The following is an 18,446-nucleotide window of genomic DNA, read 5'->3' as shown; positions in this document are numbered from 1 at the left end:
AAACGCGATGGAAACCTATCGAAATTCGATAGGGAGGGCAAGGGTGGGCCCCACGCGTTCCTCGATCCAGGCGCGGATCGCCGCCGCGGTGCTCTCGGCGTGTTCCCGCATCATCGTCAGGTGGTCGCCGGGGACGTCCACGAGGTCGTGCGCCGTCGGCCAGGACGTGCGCCAGTCGTCCCCGTCGGCGGAGTCGGCCATGGCGGGCGTGGGCCGCTGTGCGCGCACGAGGAGCGTGGGCGTGGTGACCGGCTCGGGGGCCCAGCCGAGGAAGATCCGGTTGTAGGCCCCCATCGCGGCCAGGGCCCTGTCGGCGTCCCCGGGGGAGACGGGCTGTCCTGTCCCTTGCGGCGGTGGAGCGGCCAGGGACAGCAGCCAGTCCGCGCCGCTGTTGTCCGGCGTGATGTGGTACGTGTCCAGCAGGACCAGGCCGGACGGCGCCCGGCCCATGGCTTGAAGCCGGTGGGCCACGAGGTGCGCGACGTTGCCGCCCGCGGACCGTCCCACGAGCACGAACGGCCCGTCGCCGACATGCCGCAGGACGTTCCCGGCCTGGGCGCCCGCCAGGGCGGCGAGGTCCTCGGGCACGGCCGCCCCGGCGCCGATCCCGGGATGCGGGAACTCCAGGACGTCGAGGTCGTCCTGGAAGGCGCGGTGGAAGCGGGGGAAGTCCCCGCCGCCCGAGGGGAGCGAGGGGTGGTAGGCCGGGAAGTAGACGACCGTCGGCCGTCCGGAGCCGGGCCGGCCGGGGGAGCGGCGGACCGGGGGCAGCGCGTGCTCGTGACCCTGCGCGGCCGTGAAGGTGGGCAGGGCCCAGGAGGCGGTGACGAGCAGGTGCATCGCCGCCACCGGCTGCCCGGCGGCAGTGACGTCCCGGAACAGCGAGGAGAGGGAGTACGCGGGCCGCGCAACAGCCTCCGTGCCGGCGGGAGAGGCCTCGTGGGCGGCTGCGGTGGCCGGCTCGGTGGGCAGCAGTCCGAGCAGGTGGTGTGCCAGGTCCTCTGCCGTGCGGTGGTCGAACACCACCCCCACCGGCAGCCGGAGCCCCAGCGCGGTGCTCACCCGGTTGCGGATCTGCACCGCCGTCAGGGAGTCGAACCCCAGCTCGGCCAGGGACCTGCCGGCCGGCAGCGCGTCGACGTGCGGGTAGCCGAGGACGTCGGCGACCTCGGCGCGCAGCAGTTCCGTGAGCATCGCCCGCCGGTCGCCCACGGGCAGCCGGTCCAGCCGCGCCCGCCAGGCACCCGGCTCCGGCGTCTGCCCGAGACCACCGGGAGAGCCGGACGCCGTCGTCGCCGTCGTCGTTGCGGCGGTCGGCCGGTCCGGGCGGACGATGCCGCGCAACGGCGGTGGCAGCGGGGGCGACGGGGACCGCAGCGCGGCACGGTCCAGCAGCACCGGCACCAGGACCGGCTCGGTCGTGCGCACCGCGGCGTCGAACAGGGCGAGACCGTGCCGCGTGGACAGCGGCACCAGCACGTCACGCCACCCGGGCCGTTGCCGGGGCTGCCCCGCCGCCATGCCGCCGGTGTGCTCCCAAGGGCCCCAGGCCAGCGACAGCGCCGGCAGGCCTTCGGCGGTGCGGCGCCGGGCGAGGGCGTCGAGGAAGGAGTTCGCGGCCGCGTAATTGCCCTGGCCGGCCCGGCCCAGCACGCCGGAGACGGAGGAGAACACGACGAACGCCGACAGCCCCATGTCCCGGGTGAGTTCGTGGAGGTTCCAGGCCGCATCGGCCTTCGGCCGCAGCACGGCGGCCATCCTCTCGGGGGTCAGCGAGTCCAGCACCCCGTCGTCGAGGACCCCGGCGGCGTGCACCACGGCCGTCAGCGGCGGCTCGCAGCGCCGGACCACCTCGGCCAGGGCGGTACGGTCGGCCGCGTCACAGGCGACGACGCCGACCCGGGCTCCCGACTCCGCCAGCTCGGCGCGCAGTGCCCCGGCCCCGGGCGCCTGCGGTCCGCGGCGTCCGGTCAGCAGCAGATGCCGTACGCCGTGCGCGGCGACCAGGTGGCGGGCGAGCTCGGCGCCGAGCGCCCCGGTGCCTCCGGTGATGAGCACCGTGCCGTCCGCTCCGAAGGCGGGCCCCGCGTCCGCGACCCCCTGGACCTCGGCCAGTGCGGGAACCGTCACCCGCCCCTCCCGCACCCGCAGTTGCGGTTCGCCGGTCGCGACGGCCGCGGGCAGCATCCGCAGCGACTCCGGCCGCCCGTCGACGTCCACCAGGACGACACGGCCGGGCAGCTCCGACTGGGCCGTGCGCACCAGTCCCCAGACCGCGGCCCCGGCCAGGTCCGGCACGGGCGCGGTGGCGTCCCGCGTCACCACCACCAGCCGTGAGCCCGCCGCGCCCGGATCGTCCTGCAGGTCCTGGAGCGTCGCCAGCACCCTGCCGGTCAGCTCGTGCACGGCCGCCGGTCCGTCGGGGTCCGTCGCGCGGGCCACGGCCGTGACGGCGACGAACTCCGGTTTCCCGCCGCCGGGCAGGTGCGCGGCGAGGCCGAGCTCGTCCGGCCCGCGCACCTCCCAGGCACGTTCACCGACGTCGCCGGGGAGAGCGAGGACGGTCCATTCGGGGCGCAGCAGAGACCCTCGTACCGCGTCGTTCGTGATATCGGTCTGCGCTGCCTGCTCTGTCTGCCCGGCCGGGAGTTCCCTGGTGGTCAGGGACTCCACGCGGGCCACGAGCCGGCCGGCCGGGTCGGTGAGGGTGAGCGAGACGGTGTCCGCGCCGGTCCGGGTCACCCGCACCCGCAGCTCCGCGGCCCCGGAGGCGTACAGGCGCACCCCGCTCCATGCGAACGGCACCCGGATCGCGCCCGTGTCGGCGGGCGCGGCCAGCAGCGGCGCGTGCGACGCGGCGTCGAACAGCGCCGGATGGAGCCCGAACCGCCCCGCCTCCGAGGCGTGCGGCGCGGGCAGCCGGACCTCCGCGAAGACGTCGTCGCCGCGGCGCCAGACGGCGCGGGCGCCCTGAAAGGCGGGCCCGTAGGCGAGACCGGCCTCGGCGAGGGCGGCGTACGCCCCGGTGAGGTCGACCGCCGCGGCGCCCTCGGGCGGCCACGGGGCCGGCTCGTCCGCGGTGGCACGGCCGCGGCCCAGCTGCCCGGAGACGTGCCGGGTCCACGGGACCTCCTCGGCGGACTCCTCCGGCCGGGAGTAGATGTCGACCGGCCGGCGGCCCGAGTCGTCGGGCGCGCCCACCACGACCTGGATGCGCGCACCCGCGGCGCTGGGCAGGGCGAGCGGCGCCAGCATCACGAGGTCGTCGACCGCGTCGCAGCCCACCTCGTCACCCGCCCGCACGGCCATCTCCACGAACACCGTCGCCGGTACGACGACCCGCCCGGCGACGACGTGGTCCGCGAGCCACGGATGGGCCGCGCGGGACAACAGCCCGGTCAGCAGCGTGAGCCCGGTGTCCGGCACCGGGAACGCCGGGCCCAGCAGCGCCTCGGCAGCGGGCGCCGAGGGAGGCTCGTCGAGCCAGTACCGCCGCCGTTGGAAGGCGTACGTCGGCAGGTCCACGCGCCGCGCGCCGGAACGCGCGTACACCGCCGCCCAGTCCACGGCGGCCCCGGCCACGTGCAGCCGGGCCACGGCCGACAGGAGCGTCTCCGGTTCGTCCGCACCGCCCCGGGCGGCCACGGCGAGGACGGAGCCGCTCGTCGTGGCGTCGGTCACGCAGTCGGCGGCCGCCGCGGTGAGCACCGGCCCGGGGCCGAGTTCCAGGAAGGCGGAGACCCCGTCCGCCGCGAGCCGGTGCACCGCGTCCTGGAAGCGCACGGGCAGCCGGGCGTGCCGCGCCCAGTACTCCGCGGAGCACAGTTCCGCGGCCTCCGCGACCCGGCCCGTCACGGTGGAGACGATCGGGATGCGCGGCGGCCGGAAGGTCAACTCCTCGGCGGCGCGCCGGAACTCGTCGAGCATCGGCTCCACCAGCGGAGAGTGGAAGGCGTGACTCACCCGCAGCCGCACGGCCCGGCGCCCCTCCACCTCGAAACCGGCCGCGACCGCCCGCACCGCGCTCTCCGTGCCCGATATCACCACCGAGCGGGGGCCGTTGACGGAGGCGATCGCGACCCGGTCCCCGAACGCGGCCAGGGCCGTGCGGACTTCTTCCTCCGTCGCGTCCAAGGCCACCATCGCGCCGCCGTCGGGCAGGGCCTGCATCAGCCGGCCGCGCGCGGCGACCAGCGTCGCCGCATCCGGCAGATCGAGCACACCGGCGACATGCGCGGCCGCCAACTCGCCGACGGAGTGGCCCACCAGCCGGTCGGCTCGCACGCCCCACGACTCCAGCAGCCGGAACAAGGCCACCTCGAAGGCGAACAGGCCGGCCTGGGCGAAGTCCGTACGGTCCAGCAGGGCCGCTTCCGTCGAGCCCGGCTCGGCGGACAGCACCGCACTCAGCGGCCGGGGGAGACGGTCGTCCAGATGCCGGCACGCCTCGTCGAAGGCCGCGGCGAAGACGGGGAACGCGGCGCGCAGCCCGGCACCCATCCGCGGGCGCTGGGCGCCCTGTCCGGTGAACAGGAACGCCGTCCGGACCTCCGGGTCCGCCACCGCGCGGACCACTCCCGGCGCGTTCCGGCCCGCCGCGAGCGCGCGCAGTCCCTCCAGCATGCGCGTCCGGTCACCACTCGGCACGAGTGCCCGGTGGGCGAGGGCGCCGCGCGACACCGCCAGCGAGTAGCCGATGTCGGCGGGCGGCAGGTCCGGCCGGTCCGCCGCCGCGGCCGCGAGCCGTCCGGCCTGGGCGCGCAGGGCGGCCTCGTCGGCGGCGGAGAGCAGCCACGGAGCGGGCAGGGCCGCGACCGCCGGCTCCGGCGCAACGGCGGCCGTCTCGGGCGCCGCGTCCCCCGGCTGAGCGTGGGCAGTCGTCGCCGGCGTGGAAGCAGCCGTCTCCCGGGCGGAAGCAGGGCTTTCGGGCGTGGAAGCAGCATGCTCCTGCGTGGAAGCAGCGCTCTCGGGCGTGGAAGCAGCCGTCTCCCGGGCGGAAGCAGGGCTTTCGGGCATGGAAGCAGCACGCTCCTGCGTGGAAGCAGCCGTCTCCCGCGCGGAAGCAGGGCTCTCGGGCACGGAAGCAGCACTCTCCGGCACGGAAGCAGGGCTTTCGGGCGCGGCGAGAGCCCTCTGCGGTGCCTCCTCCAGGATCACGTGGGCGTTGGTCCCGCCGATCCCGAACGCCGACACCCCCGCACGCCTCGGGCGGTCCGACGGCGGCCAGGGCCGGTGCGCGGTCAGCAACTGCACCCGGCCCGATGACCAGTCGACGTGCGGCGTGGGCGACTCGGCGTGCAGGGTCCGGGGCAACTCCCCGTGCCGCATGGCCTGCACCATCTTGATGACGCCGGCGACTCCGGCCGCCGCCTGCGTGTGCCCGAGGTTGGACTTGACCGACCCCAGCCACAGCGGCCGCTCCCGGTCCTGCCCGTACGTGTCCAGGACGGCCTGCGCCTCGATGGGATCGCCCAGGGTCGTGCCCGTGCCGTGGGCCTCCACCACGTCCACGTCACCGGGGCGCAGCCCCGCGTCCGCCAGCGCCTGCCGGATCAGCCGCCGCTGGGCGGGGCCGTGGGGCGCGGTGAGCCCGTTGGACGCGCCGTCGGAGTTCACGGCGGAGCCGCGGAGCACGGCCAGCACCGGATGGCCGTTGCGCCGCGCGTCGGACAACCGCTCCAGCAGCACGAGCCCCACACCCTCGCCCCAGGCCGTGCCGTCCGCCGCCGCCGAGAACGACTTGCAGCGCCCGTCCGGGGACAGCCCGCGCTGCCGGCTGAAGGCGAGGAACGACTTGGGCGTCGCCATCACCGTCACCCCGCCGGCCAGCGCCATCGAGCACTCGCCCGAGCGCAGCGCCCGCGCCGCCCAGTGCAGCGCCACCAGCGAGGACGAGCACGCCGTGTCGACGGTGATGGCGGGGCCGCGCAGCCCGTACACGTACGAGAGCCGCCCGGAGGCCACACTTCCCGTCGAGCCGAGGCCCAGGTGCGCCTCCAGCTCCTGGGGGCGGGTGAGGCGGCCGGCGTAGTCGCCGTACATCACGCCGACGAACACGCCGGTGTCGCTCTCGCGCACCGACGCCGGGGCGATCCCGGCCCGCTCCCACACCTCCCAGGACGTCTCCAGGAGCAGCCGCTGCTGCGGATCCGTCGCGAGCGCCTCGCGCGGCGAGATCCCGAACAGCCCGGCGTCGAACTCCGCGGCCCGGTGCAGGAACCCGCCGTGCCGCGTGTACGACGTGCCGATCCGGTCGGGATCGGGGTCGTACAGGGCCTCCAGATCCCAGCCCCGGTCGGCCGGGAACTCCGAGACGGCGTCCCGCCCCCGCGCCACCAGCTCCCACAGGTCCTCGGGGGATTCGACGTCACCGGGGTACCGGCAGGCCATGGCGACGATGACGACGGGATCGTCCTCGGCGGCCCCGTCCTGTCCGCCGTTCCGCTCCGGGCTCCTCTCGGGCCGGGCTTCGAGGAGGGCGACCCGCAGGTACCGGGCCACCGCCTCCGGCGTCGGGTGGTCGAAGACCAGCGTCGACGGCAGGCTCAGGCCGGTCAGCGCGGCGAGCCGGTCCACCAGTTCGACCGCGCCGACGGACGTCATGCCGAGATCGGCGAAGGGGCTGTCCGGGCCGGGCGGCTCGTCCGGGGCGAGCCGGCACACCTCGGCCGTCGCGGCGAGCACCCTCGCGCGCAACGCGCGCTGCCGGTCGTCGGCCGACAGGGGCAGGAGCCGCTCGCGCAGGGCTGCGGGCGCGGTGCCGGCCGTGGGGGAGGCGGCCGGCGGCGGGACCGTCAGCTCGTGCCGGGCGATCTTGCCGGACGCGGTGCGCGGGACGGCGGCGATCTCGCGGATCCGGGCCGGCACCTTGTAGTCGGCGAGGAGGGTCCGGCACGCGGCGAGCACCCGCCCGGCGTCCATCCCGTCCGGGCCCGGGACGACGAAGGCGACCGGCACCTCACCGAGCACGTCGTGCGGCTCTCCCACCACCACGGCGTCGGACACGCCGGGACACCGCAGCAGGGCCTGCTCGATCTCCGTCGGGTGGATGTTCTCGCCACCCCGGATGATCAGCTCACTGACCCGCCCGGTGAGCCGCAGATGGCCGTGCTCGACCCGGCGGCCGAGGTCCCCGGTGCGGTACCAGCCGTCCCGCAGCGCGGCCGCCGTCGCCTCGGGCTGCTCGTGATAACCGGTCATCAGGCCGGGCGACCGCACCCAGACCTCGCCCTCCTCACCGTCGGGGACGTCCGCGCCGCTGCCCGGATCGACGACACGCACGTCCACACCCGGCACCGGCGGCCCGCAGGAACCGTCGACCCGGGGCCCCTCGGGACGGTTGGCCGCGATCATGCCGCAGGTCTCGGTGCTGCCGTACGCGTCGAGCAGGGGTGCCCCCAGGGTCTCCTCCACGGCCGCGCGCAGAGCGGGGCCGCTCGGCGCGCCCGCCACAAGGCACAACCGCAGCGCCGGCGGTGCGGCACCCGCCGATTCGACCAGGCCGTGGTACGTCGCCGGCACACCGGCCAGCAGGGTGAAGGGCCCGCCGAGTTCCTCGTGGGCCGTGAGCAGCTCCCGCCGCAGACCGCCCGGCGCCGGCAGCTCCCCGGCGATCCTGGCGCTCGCGCCCACGGCCGTCACGCCCAGGATCGCCAGCGAGTGGCTGAAACTGTGGAACAGCGGGAGCGGCCACAGCAGTCGGTCGTCGGGCGAGAGCCCGAACACCGGGGCGTAGCAGGCGGCCACGGACCACAGCGCGGCCCGCTGCGTGGACAGCACGCCCTTCGGCCGGTGGGTGGTGCCCGAGGTGTACAGCATCCAGGCCGGTTCGTCGAGGCCGAGCGTGTCGATCCCGGCGGGCTCGGCGGCCCCTTCGCTCTCGGCGCCCCCTTCGCTCTCGGCCGCGCTGTCGAACAGCCGGACGCCCGCCGGGACCGGGCCGGCGCCCGCGACCAGGACGCCCAGGGCGTCGTACGGCGGTCCCAGGCGCCGCAGCCGGGCGAGGCGCGCGCCGTCCGTGATGACGAACGCGGCACCGCTGTCCTCGAGGAAGTGCGCCAGCTCCGCGTCCGAGGACCGGGGATTGAGCGGGACACCGACCAGCCCGGCCCGCAGGACGGCGAGACAGCTCTCCACCGTCTCCACACGGTTGCCGAGGCAGATCGCGACGCGGTCGCCGCGACGCAGCCCCGTCCGCAGGAGGTACGCCGCCAGGCCCCGGGTGCGCCGCTCCAGCTCGCCGTAGGTGACGCCGCGCGAGGAGTCGGCGTACGCGACCCGCCGCGCGGCCGACCCGGCGTGCTCCTTCAACAGGTCCGCCACCGGCCGGATCAGCTCGTCACGCCCCATGTCCCCCACTCTCCAAATCCCCGACGGCACAACGATGTTGAGCCTACGGGCGCGCACGGCCGCCGACCTCGGGAACGACGCCGGGGCAGGGGTCGTGAAATGCGGGTGAAAACCCTGTGGAAGCGGTGTCCGTGGGGGCGTTTATGCTGCTCCGAACGATCACGCGGACCAGGGGAGGGCGCGGCATGTTCGGCAAGCTGTTCGGCAGCGGGGCGGAGAGACCGGTGGCGGATCCGCACGCCCTGCCGGTCCCGCACAGGCAGAAGAACGGGATGTACACACTGCGCGCGCTCGGGGACACGCGGGTGCTCGCCCTGGTCGAGGCGGCCGACGCGGGCGACTGGGAGGCGGTCAAGGCGGCGCTGGCGCCCTTCGACCTCGGCCGCGACCACCAGGTCCTCGGCGAGCTCGCCGAACTGGACGGGCTGCAGGACTGGATCGGCCGGGCCGTGGAGGAGGACAAGGAGCACCGGGCGACGGCCCTGCTGATATCCGGCACCCGGCACATCATCTGGGGCTGGGAGGCGCGCACCGCCGCGCGGGCCGTCGACGTCACGCAGGAGCAGTGGCGGATCTTCCACGAGCGGCTCCACATCGCCGAGGAGCAGCTGTTCGAGGCCGCCGAACTGCGGCCGGAGTGGGTCACCCCGTGGCGCCGCCTCCTCACCTCCGGCCGCGGCATGTCGCTGGGCTCCGCCGTCAACGAGACCCGGCTCGACGCCGCCCTGCGCCGCGACCCGCTGGACCTGGAGACCCACATCGAGTGGGTGTCGCAGCTGCAGCCCCGCTGGGGCGGCAAGCCGGGGCAGGCCCTGGCGTTCGCCCAGGAGGCCGCCGCCCGCGCCCCGGAGGGCCACCGCCTCGGCTGTGTGCTCGCCATGGCGTACATCGAGGAGTGGGTCGAGGCGGAGCGCGGGGACTACCTCGAAACCGACGAGATCCGCGCGCAGCTGCGGGAGGCGGCCGACCGCAGCATCCTCCACCCCGCCTACGTGTGGCGCCCGGGCTGGCAGCACGACTACAACATCTTCGCCATGGCCCTGTCGCTGGCCGGCGAGCGCCACACGGTCCGGCGCGTCTTCCGGACGCTGGACGGCGCCTACACCAAGTGGCCCTGGACCTACTTCGGCGAGCCCGAGAAGCAGTTCGCCCGCCACCACCGCCGCGCCTGACCACCGGCCGGCCCCGCCGCGCCCGGTGCCGCCTCCCTCGGGCACCCGCCGGCCCCGCGCGCCCGTTCACCCGCCCGACCCGGCCCCGGTGCCGCGCGCCCGCACACCCGTCACCCCTCCCACTCCGGACTGCCGATGACTCTGCCCGACACCGCCGCGACCCCGGCCGGCGCCGACCGCACCTTCCAGGTGGATCTGCGCGGCCTCGTCGACCTCCTCTCCCACCACCTCTACTCCAGCCCGCGCGTCTACCTGCGCGAACTGATGCAGAACGCCGTGGACGCGCTGACCGCCCGGCACGCCCTCGAACCGGCCGCACCCGCCGACGCCTTCGGCGTGCGCCTGTACGCCGACGGTTCGGTGGTGCGCGTCGAGGACGACGGCGTCGGTCTCACCGAGGCCGACGTCCACAGCTTCCTCGCCACCATCGGCCGCAGCAGCAAGCGGGCGGACCGGATCGCCGAGCAGCGCGGCGACTTCATCGGCCAGTTCGGCATCGGCCTGCTCTCCTGCTTCCTCGTCGCCGACGAGATCCACGTCCTCAGCCGCTCCGCCCGCACCCCCGACGCCCCCGCCGTGGAGTGGCGTGGACGCGGCGACGGCAGCTACACCGTCCGCGCCCTGCCCGCCTCCGCCCGCCCCCGGCCCGGCACCACCGTCACGCTGACGCCCCGCGCCGACGCGGGCGAGTGGACCCGCCCGGCCCAGGTGCACGCCCTGGCCCGCCACTTCGGCTCCCTGCTGCGCCACCCGGTGACCTTCGACGACGGCACGGCCGGACCCGACGCCCCGGGCGCGTCCGTCAACCCCGAGCCCGCCCCCTGGGCGCGCACGTACCCCACACCGGGCGCCCGGTCCCGCGCCCTGGCCGCGTACGGCGAGGAGGTCTTCGGCTTCACCCCGCTCGACACCATCGAGCTGGACCTGCCGGCCGTCGGCCTGAAGGGCATCGCCTGCGTGCTGCCCGAGACGGTCCCGGCCGGGCGCCGTCACGGTCACCGCGTGCACGTCAAGGGCATGCTGCTCTCCGAGCAGGCCGAGGAGATCCTGCCCGACTGGGCGTTCTTCGTCCGCTGCGTCGTCGACGCCGAGAGCCTGCGCCCCACGGCGTCCCGCGAGTCCCTGTACGAGGACGACACCCTCGCCGCCGTCCGCGACGCCCTCGCCGAGCGGCTGCGCGCCTGGATCGCCCGGGCCGCCGCCAGCGATCCGGACCTGCTGCACCGCTTCCTCCAGGCCCACCACCTGGCCGTGAAGTCCCTCGCCGTGCACGACGACGAGATCCTGCGGATGCTGCTGCCCTGGCTGCCGTTCGAGACCACCGACGGACACACCACCCTCGACGAGTTCGCGCGCACCCACCGCACCGTGCTCGTGACGTCGAGCGTGGAGGAGTTCCGGCAGGTCGCCGCGATCGCCTCGGCCGCCGGGCTCGGCGTCGTCAACGGCGGCTACACCTACGACCGCGAACTGGTCCACCGGCTGCCCGAGATCAGGCCCGAGGCCACCGTCGCCGACCTCGACCCGGCGACCCTCACCGCCCACCTCGACCCCGTCGACCGGGAGACCGAACTCGCCGCCGCGGCCTACCTCGCCCAGGCCCGCGACGCCCTCGCCGTCTTCGACTGCGACGTCGCGCTGCGCACCTTCCAGCCCGCCTCCGCCCCCGCCCTCCTCGTCGACAGCCGCGAGGCCCGGCACGAGCGCACCCGCTCCCAGCTCGCCCGCGAGCAGGAGGGCGGCCTGTGGGGCGACATCCTCGGCGCCCTGCGCCAGGAGGCCCCGCGGGCCCAGCTCATCCTCAACCAGCTGAACCCGCTGGTCCGCACCGCCGTCACCATCGACGAGCCCGAACTCGCCCGCACCAGCGCCGAAGCGCTCTACGGACAGGCCGCGATGCTCTCCCGCCGCCCGCTCAGGCCCGCCGAGTCGAGCCTCATCAACCGCTCCTTCCTCGACCTCCTCGCCCACGCCCTCCGCAAGGACAGCTGACGATGCCGACCACGCCCCAGACCACCGACGAGCTGTACCAGGCGCTCCAGGAGAACGACCAGCGCCCCTACGGCCGCACCCGCACCGTCACCGCCGAGGAACTCGTCGACGCCGCCGAGCAGTTCGAGGAGACCGTCCCCCTGGTCCACGCCCTCCTCGAACTGCAGGAGGCGTACACCTACGGCTCAGAGCCCCGGAAGTCGCCCGTCGTCTTCGCCCGCCTGCTGAACCTCTTCGACGAGCAGCCCGACGTCTTCGACGACCGCCTGCGCCACCTGCTGTTCTGGCGGTTCAAGTGGGTGGCCGGCGCGCTGCGCGCCCTGCCCGAGATACCGCTGGCCAGTCTGCGCCAGTGGCTGACGGAGATGCGCGACCGCTACGAGAAGGCAGGCCTCGGCCTCCAGCCCTACTACGGACAGGCGTACCAGCTCGCCGCCCACGTCGGCGAGGACACCACCCTCGCCTACGAGCTGTGGGCGGGCCGCACCCGCACCCGGCTCAGCGACTGCGAGGCCTGCGAGATCTGCCAGCGCGCCCGCCACCACCTCAGGGCGGGCGACGACGAGCGGGCCCTGCGCACCTGGGAGCCCGTGCTGGCCGGGAAGGAATCCTGCCAGGAGGAGCCCGCCCGCTCCTTCTCGTACGCGCTGCTGCCCCTGCTGCGCACCGGCCGCACCGACCGGGCCCGCGAACTGCACCTCGCCGGCTATCGCGGCTGCCGCCGCAACCCCTCGATGTCCGGCGAGGTCGGCCGGCACCTGGAGTTCTGCGCGCTGACCGGCAACGAGGCCCGCGGCCTGGAACTGCTCGCCGAGAACCGGAACCTGTTCGACGAGGTCGACTCGCCGGTGGAGCAGCTCGACTTCCTCACCGGCGTGGAGGTCCTCCTCCAGCGCGTCGAACTCCTCGGCCACGGCGAGCTGCCCGCCGCCGGATACGCGGGCCGCACCTGGACCGTGGCCGGGCTGCGCGCCGAGGTGCGCGGCCGTGCCGACGACCTCGCCGCCCGCTTCGACGCCCGCAACGGCACCACGACCCACACCGGCCGCCGCAAGGACCGCCTCGACCGGGCTCCGCTCCTGGACGCGCTGGAACTGACCCTGCGCACCCGCGGCCTCGACGAGGTGGCCCCGGCCGCACCGGCCCCCGCTGCCGCCGCCCGTACGGCCGCCGCCGTCCCCGAGTCGCTGCCCGAACTCATCGCCCGGGCCAGGGCCTTGGAGGAGCAGGGGCACCCGGACGCACGCGCCTGCTGGGCGCGGCTGCGCACCCTCGTCACCGCCCGCGACTACACCCACCCCGACGACCCGGCCGTCGGCCCCCTCGTGCGCCTGCGCGCGGACCTGCTGGCCGACGAGGCGAGCCGGGCGGGCGACAAGGACGAGTTCGCCGACTGCGCCGCCCTCTACGAGGAGGCGGCGGCCCTGTACGACGACGCCGGCCTGCCCGGTCATGCCGCGGTGGCCCGCGCCGGTGCCCTGTTCGCCACCGCCGAGATCCCCGCGGAGGGCCCCGCCGACGGCGCGGAGCGGGCCGAGGCGAAGGCCGCCGCGCTGACCGCCGCCCACGCGTCCATGGTCCGCCTCCAGGAGGAGACGCCCGGCCTCGCCCCGCAGCAGGAGTCCCGCCTGCTGCGGATGCGGGCGACCGCCCTCGGCCTGCGCCTGCAGACCTCCGGGAGCGAGGAGCACGCCGCCGCGGCCTTCGCCGAGACGGACCTGCTGCTCGCGTTCGCCACCCGGCACGACATCGCCGGGCAGATCTCCGGCGCCCTGCTGCTGCGGGCCGGCACACACGCCATCTCCGGCGACCTGCCGACCGCCGTCACCGAGCTCGACGCCCTCCTCGACCGGCTGAGGGCGCACGGCCCCGCCTGGCACCTGCCCCGCACCCTCGGCCTGCGCGCCCGGCTCCAGATCGGCCTGCGGGACGCCCAGGCCGCGCACGCGAACCTGACGGAGGCCCTGCGGCTGGCCGCCGACTGGCCGGCCGACGCGGTCGACACCGGCCGCCTCCACGGCGAACTCGCCGAGGTCTGCATGCACCTGGGCCGCCCCGACGAGGCACTGCGGCACCTGACGCGCTCCGCCGAACTGGACCTCCGCCACGGCAGCCGCACGGACGCCTACTGCGCCTACAGCAACGCGGCCCAGCTCAGCCTCGACCTCGGCCGTGTCGAGGACAGCATCGCCCTGCTCGACTCCCTGCTGGCGGAACCCGACGTCACCGCCGGAGAGCTGGACGACCGGCTCGTCGCCCAGCTGCGCCTGACCCGCGCCCGGGCGCTGCACGCGGGGGAGGACCTGAAGGCCGCCACCGCGGAGTTCGTCGCCCTCGCGGCCGAGTCGGCCGGCTGGGACGACGACCCGGGCAGCCACGCCATGATCGCCGCGGAGACGGCCGTACTCCTCGGCGAGTCCGGCGACTTCGGCCGCGCCCGCGAGGTCGCGGACCAGGCACTCGCCGCGCACGCCCGGGAACCGCGCCACGAGCAGCTCAGCAACTGCCTGCGCGAACTCGCCCGGCTCCAGGCCCAGCAGCAGGGCCCCGACGGCCTGGCCGGCGCCCGTGCCTTCCTCGCCGACGCCGCCCGGATCGCCGACGAGGCCCGCGCCGCCGCGTACGAGGCCCGCGGCCGCTCCCTGGACACCGCCCTGGCCTACGAGCACGGACGGGTCAACGCCTACGCGGGCGCGTACGAGGAGGCCCTGGCCGCCCTGGAGAAGGCCCTCGCCCTCCTCGGCGAGCCGGGACCGGACCAGGACCAGGCCGGTGAGTGGGCCGAGTGCGTCCGCCTCGCGGGTGCCGTGGAGGGCATCTACCTCGAACGCCCCGCCCCCGCCCTGACCCGCCTCGACGCGGCGATCTCCCGCCTGACCGCCCTGGGCCACACCGAGGAGACCGAGCCCCTGACGTCCCTGGCGGCGCGGCTGCGCGACGAGGAGTGACACCCGGCAGCCCCCGCGGTGGCCGCCCTGGCCATCGCGGGGGTGCGGGCGGCGTCGCGGGGACTGCCGAACGGGGGACGGCCCGCGGGCCGTGTCGCAAGGGCGAGGTCGGACGGGAAGGTTCCCGGGGCAACCGGACAGGGAGCAGCCGTACGACAAGGAGCGTCCGCCATGGGTACCGCCGTCCACGTCCCGCAGACCCGGGACATGATCGGGGACGAGCTCTCCGGAGACGAGGCGTTCACCGCTCTGCGCCACTACGGGGGACTGCGCCTGCTGACCGACTCCTTCGCGCGGTTCCGCTACGCCGACGGCTTCACCAACGCCCGGGCCCTCGCCTTCCAGGTGGTGGTCGGGCTGCTGCCCTGCACCGTCGCGCTGGTCGGGCTGGCCACCTCGGTGCACACGGAGAGCGTGGGCCGGGTCATCGAGCTCACGCTCGGCCGGATCGTGCCGGGGGCCAGCGCGGAGATCGTCGAGGACGCCTTCGAGGGGACGCGGCGCACCGCCCACGGCGACGTCTGGAGCACGCTCGCCCTCTGGCTCGGCCTGGGTTTCGCGCTGCTGAACCTCGCCTCGGCCATGGGCCAGATCGAGCGCGGCGCCAACCGCATCTACGGCATCGAGCGCGACCGTCCCTTCCCGCGCAAATACGCCCGGGCGATCCTGCTCGCGCTGGCCGCCGGTCTGCCCCTGGTGCTGGGGTTCGTCGTCCTCGTCGCCGGGGAGGCCGTGGGCGACGCGGTGGCCGACACCGCCGGCTGGGAGGGCGGCGCGCAGTGGTGGGGTGTCCTCGACATCCCCGTGGGGCTCGCGCTGGCCTGGGTGGCCTCCGCCGTGATCTTCCGCTGGTCGCCCCGCCGCGTCCAGCCCGGCTACACCTGGCTGGCCTTCGGCTCCGCCGTCCATCTGATGCTGTGGGTGGCGGCCACCTGGCTGCTCGCGCTGTACGTCGAGGAGAGCGGTGCCTTCGGCGCCGTGTACGGGCCGCTCACCGCCTTCATCGCCCTGCTGCTGTGGGCGAACCTCACGGCCGTCGCGCTCTTCCTCGGCATCGCGTTCGCCGCCCAGCTGGAAGCGGCCCGCGCCGGCATCGAGACGGCGGTCCGGCCGGACCCCGGCCCCGGCGCGTGAGGCGCCGCCGCCTCAGCCGTGGGCGAGGGTGCGCTCCAGCAGCGGGAGCAGGCGGTCCCAGTGGCGCCGCAGTGCGGCGGCGTCGAAGGCGTCGGTGTCGGACATGGTGAAGCCGTGGACGGTGCCGGGGTAGATCTCGGAGGTGTGGTCGACCCCCGCGGCGTCCAGGGCACGGTTGAGCTCGCCGAGGGCCTCGGGCGTCAGGTCGCTCGCGGCGTGGCCGAGGTGGACCTCGGCGGTGATCGGGGAGAGCAGGCGGTGCAGGCCGTCGGGCCCGTCGGCGACGACGGGGCCGTGGAATCCGGCGACGGCGGACACCCGGCCGGGGTGGGCCGAGGCGGTCCGCATCGCCAGGAGGCCGCCGAAGCAGTAGCCGGTCACCGCGACCGGTCCGGCGCCGACCTCGGGCCGGGCGGTGAGGAACCCGAGGTAGGCCTCGGCGTCCCGCAGGACGCGTTCGGTCGTGTGCGCCTCGATCAACGGCATCAGCCGGGCGAAGACCGCGGGCCGGGCCTCCTCTCCGATGTGCTCGGGAAGGTCGATCACCGGTGCCGGGCCGTGCCGGTAGAAGACGTTGGGGACGAGCACGAAGTAGCCGTGCCCCGCCAGCTCGCGGGCCATCGCCCGCAGCACGGGCCGGATGCCGAAGCCGTCCGGGTACATCAGCACACCGGGGTGCCGCTCGCCGTCGTCGGGGAAGACGGCGAACGCGTCGGCCCGGCCGTCCGGGGTGGGTATGTGCAACGTCTTGCCGGCGATGGCGGATTTTCCTCTCCTCGACTGCCCTGGCGGGCCGGTTCAGCATGTCGTGCGGCCCGGTGGGGGCCAAGGGCCGCCGGCCGATCATGGCGAGAACACCACCGTGATCGGCTCGATCCTCACCCCCGCCCGCATCCCCGCCACCGTGGCGGAGGCCGCGGCCCCCGTCACGCCTCGGCGTGGATCACGGTCTCGGACGGTTCGGCGGCGACGATGAGCACCCCCTGTTCCTCGCCGGACGGCAGCGAGGCACGACGGATGAGGCTCTCCCACTCCCCGGGCCACACGGTCGTGGCGTCCCACAGGATCCCCTCCAGGAGCACGCCGTCCAGCTTGGCGCTGCTGAGGTCCGCCCCGACGAAGTCGCTGCTCGCCCGCTCCACCTCGGCGACGGCCCTGGCCAGGGCGTCCGCCTGGTCGCAGCCCTGGGTCAGATCGTCGATGAGGTCCTGTGCGACCGCGTCCACGCCGAAGACGTAGCCGGGCGACGACGACTCCAGGGTGAGGATCGCCGGTTCCAGCTCCTCGTCGAGCAACTGCCGGATGCGGTGCAGGTCGTGCAGCAGCCGCTCGGCGGGCTCGGCGAGCACCGACTCGACGGCCACGAGGTAGTCGAGGCCGGTGAGCGTCACCGGTGGCCGCTGCGGCTTGGGCAGCCGGGACATCGCCCGCAGGTTCTCCCGGAGCTGCTCCACCACCAGCTCCGCGTCGGTGACCGTCCGGGCGGTGCCCTCCAGCAGGTCGGTCAGGTTCTGCACCGTGCGGACCGCGGCCCGCATGCCCTCGGCCAGGTCGGCCGGCCAGTAGCGGTGGGCCAGCCGCAGCGCCTCCTGACGGTACTTCACCCGCACCGGCGAGGGCCGGTTGAAGAGCGGACCCCGCTCCGCCAGGCGCGCCTCCAGCTCCGGGTTCCGCTGGGCCAGGGCGGCGCGGGCCTCACGGGAGCGGCGGCGGGTCACCGCGGTCCCGATCGAACGGTGGGCGGCCGCCAGCAGACGGTCCAGCGCCAGGTCCGGGGGCCGCAGTTCGGGCGGCCCGCCCTGTGCGGTGACCCGGTCGGTGACGGCGGTCCCCAACCGGTCGTGGGTACGGGCCAGCAGCGTGTCCAGCACGTCCTCGCGGCCGGGCCGCGCCCCGGGCGTACGCGCATCGCGGTCCGTCACGTCGCCCTCCTCTCCTCGTGGTAACGGCCTTCCAGGCGCAGGCCCTCCTTCAGGGCCGCTCTCGCGCGGGCCAGGTTCTGGCGGACGGCGGCCCGGGTGGTTCCCATGGCCCGGGCGCTCTCCTCGGTGGTGAAGCCGTCGAGGTGCCAGGCCATGGCGGCGCGCTGCTTGGCCGGCAACTGGAGCAGCAGGGAGATCACCCGGCGCTCCTCCTCCCCGAGCTCGGCCGCGTGGGCCGGGGTCTGCCAGCGCAGGGTCGTCTCCGGCTCGGGCATGTCGGCGCACGCGTCCTCCGGTTTGACCTGCTGGCTCACCCAGGACCGCCAGGCGACGGTGCGCAGCCAGGCACGGGGGTGCGTCAACGACAGACCGGGCGCGCACATCTGGGTGAAGGCGTCCTGGGCGGCGTCCTGCGCCTCCGCCCAGGAGGCGCCGTGCAGCAGCAGGAAGCGGACCAGCGCCGGGTACTGCTCGTGGTGGAGCGCCTCGGCCAGTTCGATGCCGGGCAGGGGCGCCGAGCTGATCTCGACATGGTCGACGAGATCGATCTCAGTACTGAGCGCGTCCTCCACGGCGCCCACCCCCGTTCCCGTCGGCTGGCACCGGGCGCGCGGGGCGACCGGGGCGGACGCCTCGCGCCGTGATGCAGCGGATCCGGTCGGTCTGTCCGGACTCGGTGATGCGCGCTATCTCGACGTCGGCGTTCAGACGCCGTTGGGCGACCTTCACTACGCCGTTGACGACGGTGACGGCCACCGTCACCACCGCTCCGACGATCACAGGATCCATGCCGCACATTCCCCTTCCGGAAGGCTTGCTCGGGTACCGCCCGCGCATCGCACGCACCACAACAGTGCTGATTACCACGGCAGTTGTGACATTTGCCTGGTCACGGCCCGAGAATCCGGCCCCCCGGCGGCGGCCGGACC

General features: G+C 75.2%; 9 protein-coding genes. 5 read left to right on the top strand and 4 right to left on the bottom strand.

What is annotated here, in order from left to right; translation table 11 throughout:
* Positions 1 to 15: 15 nt before the first annotated feature.
* A complete protein-coding gene (locus ABZ948_RS04065; RefSeq protein WP_359757019.1) occupies positions 16 to 8,349 on the bottom strand; it encodes an SDR family NAD(P)-dependent oxidoreductase in 8,334 nt (2,777 codons plus the stop codon).
* A gap of 185 nt (positions 8,350 to 8,534) precedes the next feature.
* Between ABZ948_RS04065 and ABZ948_RS04060 the strand changes: the two genes are divergently transcribed.
* From ABZ948_RS04060 to ABZ948_RS04045, 4 genes are all read left to right on the top strand, one after another.
* Positions 8,535 to 9,521 carry a hypothetical protein gene (locus tag ABZ948_RS04060; RefSeq protein ID WP_359757017.1) on the top strand — a complete coding sequence of 329 codons (987 nt, stop codon included), beginning with the start codon at positions 8,535 to 8,537 and terminating at the stop codon, positions 9,519 to 9,521.
* Positions 9,522 to 9,656: 135 nt separating this feature from the next.
* The gene (locus ABZ948_RS04055; protein ID WP_359757015.1) at positions 9,657 to 11,513 is read left to right on the top strand and encodes an HSP90 family protein; all 1,857 of its coding nucleotides are present in this window, start codon (positions 9,657 to 9,659) and stop codon (positions 11,511 to 11,513) included.
* A gap of 2 nt (positions 11,514 to 11,515) precedes the next feature.
* Positions 11,516 to 14,461, top strand: coding sequence for a hypothetical protein (locus ABZ948_RS04050; RefSeq protein ID WP_359757013.1), 2,946 nt, complete (start codon positions 11,516 to 11,518; stop codon positions 14,459 to 14,461).
* A gap of 171 nt (positions 14,462 to 14,632) precedes the next feature.
* Entirely contained in the window at positions 14,633 to 15,595 is a 963-nt protein-coding gene (locus ABZ948_RS04045) for a YihY/virulence factor BrkB family protein (protein WP_359757011.1), read from the top strand.
* A gap of 12 nt (positions 15,596 to 15,607) precedes the next feature.
* Here the strand turns inward: ABZ948_RS04045 and ABZ948_RS04040 are convergent, their stop codons facing one another.
* The 3 genes from ABZ948_RS04040 to ABZ948_RS04030 all read right to left on the bottom strand — a co-directional run bounded on the left by ABZ948_RS04040 (position 15,608) and on the right by ABZ948_RS04030 (position 18,098).
* Complete coding sequence (locus ABZ948_RS04040) at positions 15,608 to 16,354, bottom strand: dienelactone hydrolase family protein (RefSeq protein ID WP_359757324.1); 747 nt, start codon at positions 16,352 to 16,354, stop codon at positions 15,608 to 15,610.
* A gap of 167 nt (positions 16,355 to 16,521) precedes the next feature.
* On the bottom strand, positions 16,522 to 17,517 hold the full coding sequence (locus tag ABZ948_RS04035; protein WP_359757009.1) for a hypothetical protein: 996 nt from the start codon (positions 17,515 to 17,517) through the stop codon (positions 16,522 to 16,524).
* Positions 17,514 to 18,098 (bottom strand): RNA polymerase sigma factor, encoded by a 585-nt coding sequence (locus tag ABZ948_RS04030; RefSeq protein ID WP_359757007.1) that lies wholly within the window; start codon positions 18,096 to 18,098, stop codon positions 17,514 to 17,516. The genes ABZ948_RS04035 and ABZ948_RS04030 overlap by 4 nt, the downstream gene beginning before the upstream one ends.
* Before the next feature lie 155 nt (positions 18,099 to 18,253).
* Here ABZ948_RS04030 and ABZ948_RS04025 point away from each other — a divergent pair.
* Positions 18,254 to 18,446, top strand: a 193-nt coding sequence (locus tag ABZ948_RS04025) for a hypothetical protein (protein WP_359757005.1), incomplete at its 3' end; no start/stop codon positions are given.

Origin of the sequence: Streptomyces olindensis (genome assembly GCF_040645895.1) — a bacterium.
Taxonomy (GTDB): domain Bacteria; phylum Actinomycetota; class Actinomycetes; order Streptomycetales; family Streptomycetaceae; genus Streptomyces; species Streptomyces olindensis.
The sequence above is the reverse complement of the archived record's forward strand: the minus strand, read 5'-3'. Positions and strand labels throughout refer to the sequence as shown.

Coding starts and splice junctions, on each gene's coding strand:
- ABZ948_RS04065 (WP_359757019.1), bottom strand. CDS start 8,349: ATGGGGCGTGACGAGCTGATCCGGCCGGTGGCGGACCTGTTGAAGGAG.
- ABZ948_RS04060 (WP_359757017.1), top strand. CDS start 8,535: ATGTTCGGCAAGCTGTTCGGCAGCGGGGCGGAGAGACCGGTGGCGGAT.
- ABZ948_RS04055 (WP_359757015.1), top strand. CDS start 9,657: ATGACTCTGCCCGACACCGCCGCGACCCCGGCCGGCGCCGACCGCACC.
- ABZ948_RS04050 (WP_359757013.1), top strand. CDS start 11,516: ATGCCGACCACGCCCCAGACCACCGACGAGCTGTACCAGGCGCTCCAG.
- ABZ948_RS04045 (WP_359757011.1), top strand. CDS start 14,633: ATGGGTACCGCCGTCCACGTCCCGCAGACCCGGGACATGATCGGGGAC.